The organism is Gemmiger formicilis, assembly GCF_900167555.1.
Taxonomy (GTDB): Bacteria; Bacillota; Clostridia; order Oscillospirales; family Ruminococcaceae; genus Gemmiger; species Gemmiger formicilis.
The window spans coordinates 114,171-121,719 of the sequence record NZ_FUYF01000008.1; the positions used below are offsets into that span (position 1 = coordinate 114,171).

Annotated in this window: 5 protein-coding genes; 2 read left to right on the forward strand and 3 right to left on the reverse strand. The window is 61.7% G+C overall.

Features of this window, described 5'->3' with window-relative positions:
• Window positions 1-287: 287 nt before the first annotated feature.
• On the forward strand, window positions 288-1,856 hold the full coding sequence (locus tag B5D32_RS08620) for an alpha-amylase family glycosyl hydrolase (protein ID WP_078784652.1): 1,569 nt from the start codon (window positions 288-290) through the stop codon (window positions 1,854-1,856).
• 76 nt (window positions 1,857-1,932) lie between these two features.
• Here B5D32_RS08620 and B5D32_RS08625 read toward each other — a convergent pair whose 3' ends face one another.
• From B5D32_RS08625 to B5D32_RS08635, 3 genes are all read right to left on the reverse strand, one after another.
• Window positions 1,933-2,508, reverse strand: coding sequence for a nitroreductase family protein (locus B5D32_RS08625; RefSeq protein WP_242943423.1), 576 nt, complete (start codon window positions 2,506-2,508; stop codon window positions 1,933-1,935).
• Window positions 2,509-2,702: 194 nt separating this feature from the next.
• Window positions 2,703-3,392, reverse strand: coding sequence for a peptidoglycan-binding domain-containing protein (locus tag B5D32_RS08630; protein WP_078784653.1), 690 nt, complete (start codon window positions 3,390-3,392; stop codon window positions 2,703-2,705).
• 3 nt (window positions 3,393-3,395) lie between these two features.
• Entirely contained in the window at window positions 3,396-5,468 is a 2,073-nt protein-coding gene (locus tag B5D32_RS08635) for a peptidoglycan-binding domain-containing protein (protein ID WP_242943424.1), read from the reverse strand.
• A gap of 73 nt (window positions 5,469-5,541) precedes the next feature.
• On the opposite strand from B5D32_RS08635, the gene B5D32_RS08640 reads away from it, so the two are divergent.
• A complete protein-coding gene (locus tag B5D32_RS08640; protein WP_078784654.1) occupies window positions 5,542-7,032 on the forward strand; it encodes a DUF1846 domain-containing protein in 1,491 nt (496 codons plus the stop codon).
• The last annotated feature ends 517 nt before the right edge of the window (window positions 7,033-7,549 follow it).

The window sequence follows — 7,549 nt, forward strand, 5'->3', positions numbered from 1 at the left end:
TTAGCAATATGTCGGTTTTTGGTGCAAAATGTAGAAAATTTGTGGTTTATTTTGTCTGTTTTGCTGCGTTGACAAAGGGAGAAGAAGGGGATAGTATAGGGGTAGAAACGGATGAAACGTTTCCATACTCATGAAGCGGCAAACTGACAGGGAACGCCGTAGGGGCGGATTCCCTATCCGCCCGTGGCCGTGCGCGGCGGGGAAAACCTCCCGAGCGCACAGGAAATGCGCTCCTGCGGGCTGCCGTGAATATTCTATCTGTCTATTTATAGTAAAGGAGACATCTCATGAAACAGTGGCTGAAAGACGCAGTGTTCTATGAAATCTACCCCCAGAGCTTCTATGATACCAACGGCGACGGCATCGGTGATCTGCAGGGCATTATTGCCAAGCTCGACTACATCAGGGACCTTGGCTGCAATGCCCTGTGGATCAACCCCTGCTTTGATTCGCCGTTCAAGGATGCGGGCTATGATGTGCGCGACTACAAAAAGATCGCCCCGCGCTACGGCACGAACGAGGACGCCGCCGCGCTGTTCAGGGCCGCGCATGAGAAGGGCATCCGGGTGCTGTTCGACCTGGTGCCCGGCCACACGAGCGAGGAACACCCGTGGTTCAAGGCCAGCTGCAAGCCCGGGCACAACGAATACTCGGACCGCTTTATCTGGACGGATTCCTGCTTTGCCTCCGGCGACGGGATGCCGTTCATCGGCGGCGAGACCGAACGCAACGGCACGTATATCCTGAACTTCTTCAAGTGCCAGCCTGCGCTGAACTACGGCTATGGAAAGATCAACGAGAAGTGGCAGAAGCCCACCGACGACCCCGCCTGCGTGGCAACGGTGGAGGCCATGAAGGATGTCATGCGGTTCTGGCTGGACATGGGCTGCGACGGCTTCCGCGTCGATATGGCGTCGAGCCTTGTAAAGAATGACACTAAGAACAAAAAGTACACCTGCAAAATCTGGCGCAATATCCGGGATATGCTGGACGTCGAGTACCCCGAGGCCGCGCTCATCGCCGAGTGGAACGGCCCGCGCATGTCGCTGAAAAACGGCTTTGACATGGACTTTTATCTCAATTGGCAGGGCAACGGCTACAGCTGGCTCATGCGCAACTATGACGGTGCGATGGACTCGAACCCGCACAACATCGGCAAGGCGTACTTCTGCAAGAACTCCGGCACCGGCATTGACAAATTCCTGGACGAGTACCTGCCGGCCTACAAGGCCACCCACAAGGACGGTCTGTGGTGCTTCATCACCTGCAACCATGACACGATCCGCCCCTCCGCGGGCCTGACGACTGACGAGCTGCGGCTGGCCTACGCGACAATTTTCACGCTGCCCGGTGCACCCTTCGTCTACTACGGTGACGAGATCGGTATGCGCTATCTGCCGCTGCCCACCAAGGAGGGCGGCTACTTCCGCACGGGCTCCCGCACGCCGATGCAGTGGGACGACACGGCCAACCACGGCTTCTCCACCGCCGACGCACAGGACATCTATCTGCCTGTGGACACTGCCGCCGATGCGCCCACTGTGGCCGCTCAGGCGGACGACCCCGACAGCCTGCTGAACAGCGTGAAGTCGCTGCTGGCTTTCCGTCATGCACACGCCGACCTGAACGCAGACGCGCCGTTCAAGGTGCTGTACGCACCCAAGGCAAAGGACGACTACCGCCCGTTCGTCTGGCAGCGCGGCGATCTGATCTGCGCCGTCAACCCGGCGGGTGTCTCCATCGAGCTGCCGCTGGAGCTGGCCGAGGATCTGAAAATTCAGTACACGATCGGCAAGGCGGAGATCGTCAACGACACGCTGTCCCTGGGCGCACAGAGCTTTGCCATTTTGGGATAAGGCTGAAAGACGCCGCTTCTGACGGATACAAAAAATCGCAGCCCCGATTTCATCATCGGGACTGCGATTTTTACTTTTACAGCGTTTTCAGCAGCACCTCGTCCATGCTGCGCTTCGGCACGCAGTAGCCGCGGTTTTCATCGAGATAATACTTGACACTGCCGTCCTGCATTTCGACCAGCTTGCTCGCGTGCGTCGGGTAGCCCAGTGCGACCATGTAGTACAGGCGCACGCCATCGGGCAGGGCCAGCAGCTTGGTCAGGGCCGGGCGGTCAATCGCGCCCATGATGCAGCTGCCCACGCCGTGTGCCCAAGCTGCGGCGGTCAGGCTGCCCAGTGCCAGGCCGACGTCCACATCGGACGCGCCGGGCAGGTTGTCGTCCTGCAAAACCGCAATGAACGCGGTGGGCAGCTCGTCGGGCTTCGGCTGGCCCTGCTCGGGCGGCAGGTAGGCGGCCCAGTGTACCAGCGGCTGCACGGCGGCCACGGCGTCGGCACTCTGCACAACGATGTACCGCACGGTCTGACGGTTGGCACCGCAGCTGGCTATCCGTGCCGCATCGACGGCCTCGGTCAGGATCTCCGGCGCGACAGGGCGCTGTTCAAAGCGGCGGTAGGTGCGGCGGGTGCGCAAAAACTCCAGCATATCCATGTGGGAACACTTCCTTATATAATATAGTGCAGCTCCTTGGCCCCCTCTGGGAGGGGGCTCCGCCCGCAGGCGGTGGGGGAGAGAACCTCGCGGTTATCCGAAATGCTTTGGGCACAGTCGAAGTTCTCTCCCTCCGGCCCTGCGGGGCCACCTCCCTCCCAGAGGGAGGCAAGTTTATTATACCAGCAGATAAATCAAGAATCAATAACCGTCGCCGTTTTGCCGATCCCCACCGTCGCCTCGGCAATCTTTTTCCAGCTGGCGCAGCCGCATACGCCGTCGGCAGTCAGGCCGAACCGTCGCTGGCACGCCTTGAGCGCGTTCTCCGTTGCATGGCCGAAGATGCCGTCCAGCGTGTTCGTCGAATAACCCAGCGCGTTCAGCGCGTCCTGCAAAATCAGCACGTAGGTGCTGCGGCTGCCGCGCCGCACGGTGGGGTAGCCTGCCGTCGTGCTGCGGCACGCGGGCTTGCCGTACCGCCGGTCAAAGTGTACCCAGGTGGGTGTCATCGACAGCGGCTCCACGTAACCCCACGCACCGGTCCGCACAGCGGCGTTGTAAATTTTGCGGCGATTTGCGGCAGTGCTTCTCTGGCCCACGTCGAACGCCACGCCCGCATAGTGCTGGCTCGTCGTGCCGTGGCCGCCCTCCCAGATGCGCTTGAAGGCGTACCCCACCGGGATACCACTGCCGTAGGTGCGGCGGGTCAGGTTCCACGCCTCCATGGCAGCGGTGGTCGTCCAGAGCACGTTGCTCTTGCTGGACCCGCGGAACTCCCGCACCCGCAGCGTTGTATCGGTGCTGTAGGGCATCGGGTCGTTCTCACGCAGAGTATAGCGGAAAAACTTGTTGTCATAGGAGTCGTACACGTAGACCTTTGGCATAACTTATCCCTCCTGACATTCGCGGCAGAGCCCCTGCGCGGCCAGACGCAGGCTCTCCCATGTGTCGGCGTCCACGACGCCCAGCGTTTCCAGCCCGGCGGTCAGCTGGTAGCTTTCCAGCGCGGCCTGGGTCTCGGTGTCGAACAGGCCGGTCTCGGGCACAAAATCGGCGGTCTGGTCCGCAGCGGCAATAATGTTCAGCCACTTCTGCACCTGCAGGACCGCGGGTCCGGCGCTGCCCAGTGCCAGCGCACTGGCGGGCCAGACGCCGCCCGGTTTGGGGCTGGGCCCGGCGGGGTTCGCGGCTAACAGCTGCTCGGCGGCATCGCGGAACACCTTCCAGTCCGCCGCCGTCACCGCGCCGGTCTCGGTCAGCCCGAAGTACCGCTGCGCACTGCGCACGGCAGTTTCCAACTCGAGGTCAAAGGTACTGTCGGGCGTGTCACTGGCCGTAAAGTTGATTTCCGGTATCCACTGACTCAAAAAGAGCAGCAGCCGATTCAGCCGCAGCACCGCCGCGCCGGTGTCGCCGGGGCGCAGCGTGGCGGCGGGCGCAGGCAGGCTGACCGTGCGCACAACGGGGCCGCTGGCTTCGAGTGCCTGCGCGGCGTCGTACAGGCTTTGGAACGTCAGCCGCCCGACGACGCCGTCCACCGTCAGTCCGGCGCGGGACTGCCACGCCTTAACGGCCCACGTCGTCGCCGCGCCGAATTTTCCGTCCACGGCCACGCGCGGCACATCGCTGTAGTAGGCCGCCAGCCGCCGCAGGTAGTATTGCACGGCCCGCACGGCGGTGCCGCTGCTGCCCGCCCGCGTGGTGGTCGTGAACTGCCCGGGCGCGACGTTGGCGGCCACAATTTTGTTCGCCACGGCCAGCCCGACCTCCTTCAGCTTGTTCCACGTGCTGCGCCCGACGACGCCGTCCGACGTCAGCCCAAACAGCGTTTGAAATGCCTCCACCGCGCTGACCGTCGCCGCGCCGTAGCTGCCGTCCACGGTCACGGTGCGCAGTGCGCTGTAGTTGTCCGCCGCCAGCCGCAGCCAGAACTGCACAAGCCGCACCTCCATGCCGGCAGCGCCCCGCCGCAGCGCCGTGCCCGGCCACGCTGTACCGCCCAGGTCGCTCTGCGCGTCGACCCACGCAGCATACAGCGCGTTCCAGGTACGCTGCCCGACGACGCCGTCCGCCGTCAGGCTTTGCTTCTGCTGGAACGCCCGCACGGCCCGCTCGGTTGCCGCGCCGTAGCTGCCGTCCACCGTCACGCGCACCAGCGACGAATCAAACTGCGCTAAATCCGAGAGCCAGAACTGCACCTGCTCCACGCTGCTGCCCGTGCTGCCGCGCCGCAGAACAGTCCCGGGCCAGCCGCCCGTGCTCTGGGTGCCCTCGGCAGTCTCGCCCTCGCTCGTCAGCTCGGCCAGGTCCTTGACGCTGACATAAATAAAGCTCACCTTGTTCCACGTTGGCCTGCCGACCACGCCGTCCGCCGTCAGGCTGAACTGCTTCTGGAATTTCTTCACGCTGTTCTCGGTGGCCTCGTCGAAGGTGCCGGTCACGGCGGGCTTGCCGAAGGACGGGTAATCCCTGGCAATACGGGAAAGCTGCTTTTGCAGGATGCGCACATTCGTCCCGGTGCTGCCGCGCCGCAGCGGGCTGCCCGGATAACTGGACGGGATGGCGGCAATGTTGTCGGTTGTGACCAGCTGCACGCGGTTTCCGTAGTAGTACCGCAGAATTTGCAGCGCGTTCATGCCCTCCCGCGCGCGGTCCACCGTGCCCCACTGCTTCATGCCGGGGCAGGTCACGGTCTTACCGTCGCAGTATTCGGTGAAGTACGGTTCGGCGTCGCCGCTGCGCTGGACAAAGGTGTTGAACAGTTCGGCGGTCAGCCGCTCCATGACCGCAAACACCGTGCGCCCGTTGACATAGGCCTGGTCGTACCCCGGCGACCCCGTGATGTTGAAGCTGTACCCGCGGCTGGGGTACCACTCGGTCCAGATGCGGTTCAGCGCCAGACTGACCTGCGCGATAATGTTGGCGCGCAGGGCCTCTTCCGGCCAGGAAAGCGCGCCCACCCCATTGCAAGCCGCCGCGAAAAATGGTATACTTATTTCATATTGGTTTAAGCACAGGAAAAGGGGAATGTAGATGAAGATCGGATTTGATAACGACAAATATCTTGCGATGCAGTCCGCCCATATCCGGGAGCGTATCGCCCAGTTTGACAATAAGCTCTATCTGGAATTTGGCGGCAAGCTGTTTGACGACTACCATGCGTCCCGCGTGCTGCCGGGCTTTCAGCCTGATTCCAAGCTGCAGATGCTTTTGCAGCTCAAGGAGCAGGCCGAGGTCGTCATCGTCATCAGCGCCGAGGACATCGTCGCCAACAAGATGCGCGGTGACTACGGCATCACCTACGATGTGGACGTGCTGCGCCTGATCGATGCCTTCCAGGGCGTCGGCCTGTTTGTGGGCAGCGTCTGCGTGACGAAGTACACCGATGCGCCCGAGGTCACGGCGTTTGAGCAGAAGCTCAACGGTCTGGGCATCCGCACCTTCCGCCACTACAAGATTCCCGGCTACCCCAACGACGTGGCCCACATCGTCAGCGATGACGGCTACGGCAAGAACGATTACATCGAGACCGAGCGCCCGCTGATGGTCATCACGGCCCCCGGCCCCGGCAGCGGCAAGATGGCGGTCTGCCTGTCCCAGCTCTACCATGAGTACAAGCGCGGTGTCAAGGCGGGCTACGCCAAGTTCGAGACCTTCCCCATCTGGAATCTGCCCCTCAAGCACCCCGTCAACCTGGCCTACGAGGCCGCCACCGCCGATCTGAACGACGTCAACATGATCGATCCGTTCCACCTGGAAGCCTACGGTAAGACGACGGTCAACTATAACCGCGATGTGGAGATTTTCCCTGTCGTCAATGCAATGTTTGAGCTGATCGCAGGCAAGAGCCCTTATCGCTCTCCGACAGATATGGGCGTCAACATGGCAGGTAACTGCATCATCGATGACGATGTCTGCCGTGAAGCGTCGCTGAATGAGATCGTGCGCCGGTATTTCAAGTGCCTCTGCGACCAGAAGGCCAGCGGTGTTGTCAAGCCGGAACGTTTCAAGCTCGAGCTGCTCATGAACCAGGCGGGCATTGCCTTGGGTGAGCGTGAGGTCGAAAAGCGTGCCCATGCCATGTCCGAAGCCACTGGCGGTCAGCCTGCCGCTGCGATTGAACTGGCCGACGGCACGATTGTCACAGGAAAGACCGGCCCGCTGCTGGGTGCGGCATCCTCGGCCCTGCTGAACGCTCTGAAAAAGCTGGCCGGCATCGATCAGGAGATGGATCTGGTCTCCGCCCGCGCCATCGAACCGATCCAGACGCTCAAGACGAACTACCTCGGCAGCAGGAACCCGCGCCTGCACACCGACGAGATTCTGATCGCCCTGTCCAGCTCGGTTTCCGAAAATGAATACGCCGCCAAGGCCATGGAGCAGATCCCCAACCTGAAGGGCTGCGACATCCATTCCACCGTCATCCTCTCCAGCGTGGATGCTGACACTTTAAAGAAACTCGGCATGTACCTGACCTGCGAACCGACCTATGAGGAAGACGACAGGATGTACCATAAAAAGTAAGCTATATAAATAAGTAGAGGAGAGGTCCGCCTCTCCTCTTTTGTTGTAGTGGGAAAATTCACCCCTCCCGCGCACCCTTCCGGGAAGCAACTAATTAATCAATTCACCACCCTGTAGGGGCCGGGCATGCCCGGCCCGCACGCTTTCCATAACCACCCGTTACTGCTTTGCCACCCCGTCTCACCCCTACATCGTAGGGAGGGGTCTTGACCCCTCCGCCTGCCCGTTCCCGGCCGGCACCCGCTCACCCTTCCGCCACCCCGTAGGGGCCGGGCATGCCCGGCCCGCAACCTCCCCGCCGCCTGCCGTCAATCTTCCACCGCCCACCCATTCCCCCAAACCACCTGATCCCGCAACCCGCTTGCCGCCCACCACCCCCCATAATTTGTGCCCGCCAACCGCCGTCACCCCAATATACACCTTGCCCAAACTTCACCCTCAAACTTTGTCGAAAAAATCAAAAAACTTGAAAAAACCTGTTGACAAAGGTCATACTACTTGCTATAATAATCAAGCT

Coding starts and splice junctions, on each gene's coding strand:
- B5D32_RS08620 (WP_078784652.1), top strand. CDS start 288: ATGAAACAGTGGCTGAAAGACGCAGTGTTCTATGAAATCTACCCCCAG.
- B5D32_RS08630 (WP_078784653.1), bottom strand. CDS start 3,392: ATGCCAAAGGTCTACGTGTACGACTCCTATGACAACAAGTTTTTCCGC.
- B5D32_RS08625 (WP_242943423.1), bottom strand. CDS start 2,508: ATGGATATGCTGGAGTTTTTGCGCACCCGCCGCACCTACCGCCGCTTT.
- B5D32_RS08640 (WP_078784654.1), top strand. CDS start 5,542: ATGAAGATCGGATTTGATAACGACAAATATCTTGCGATGCAGTCCGCC.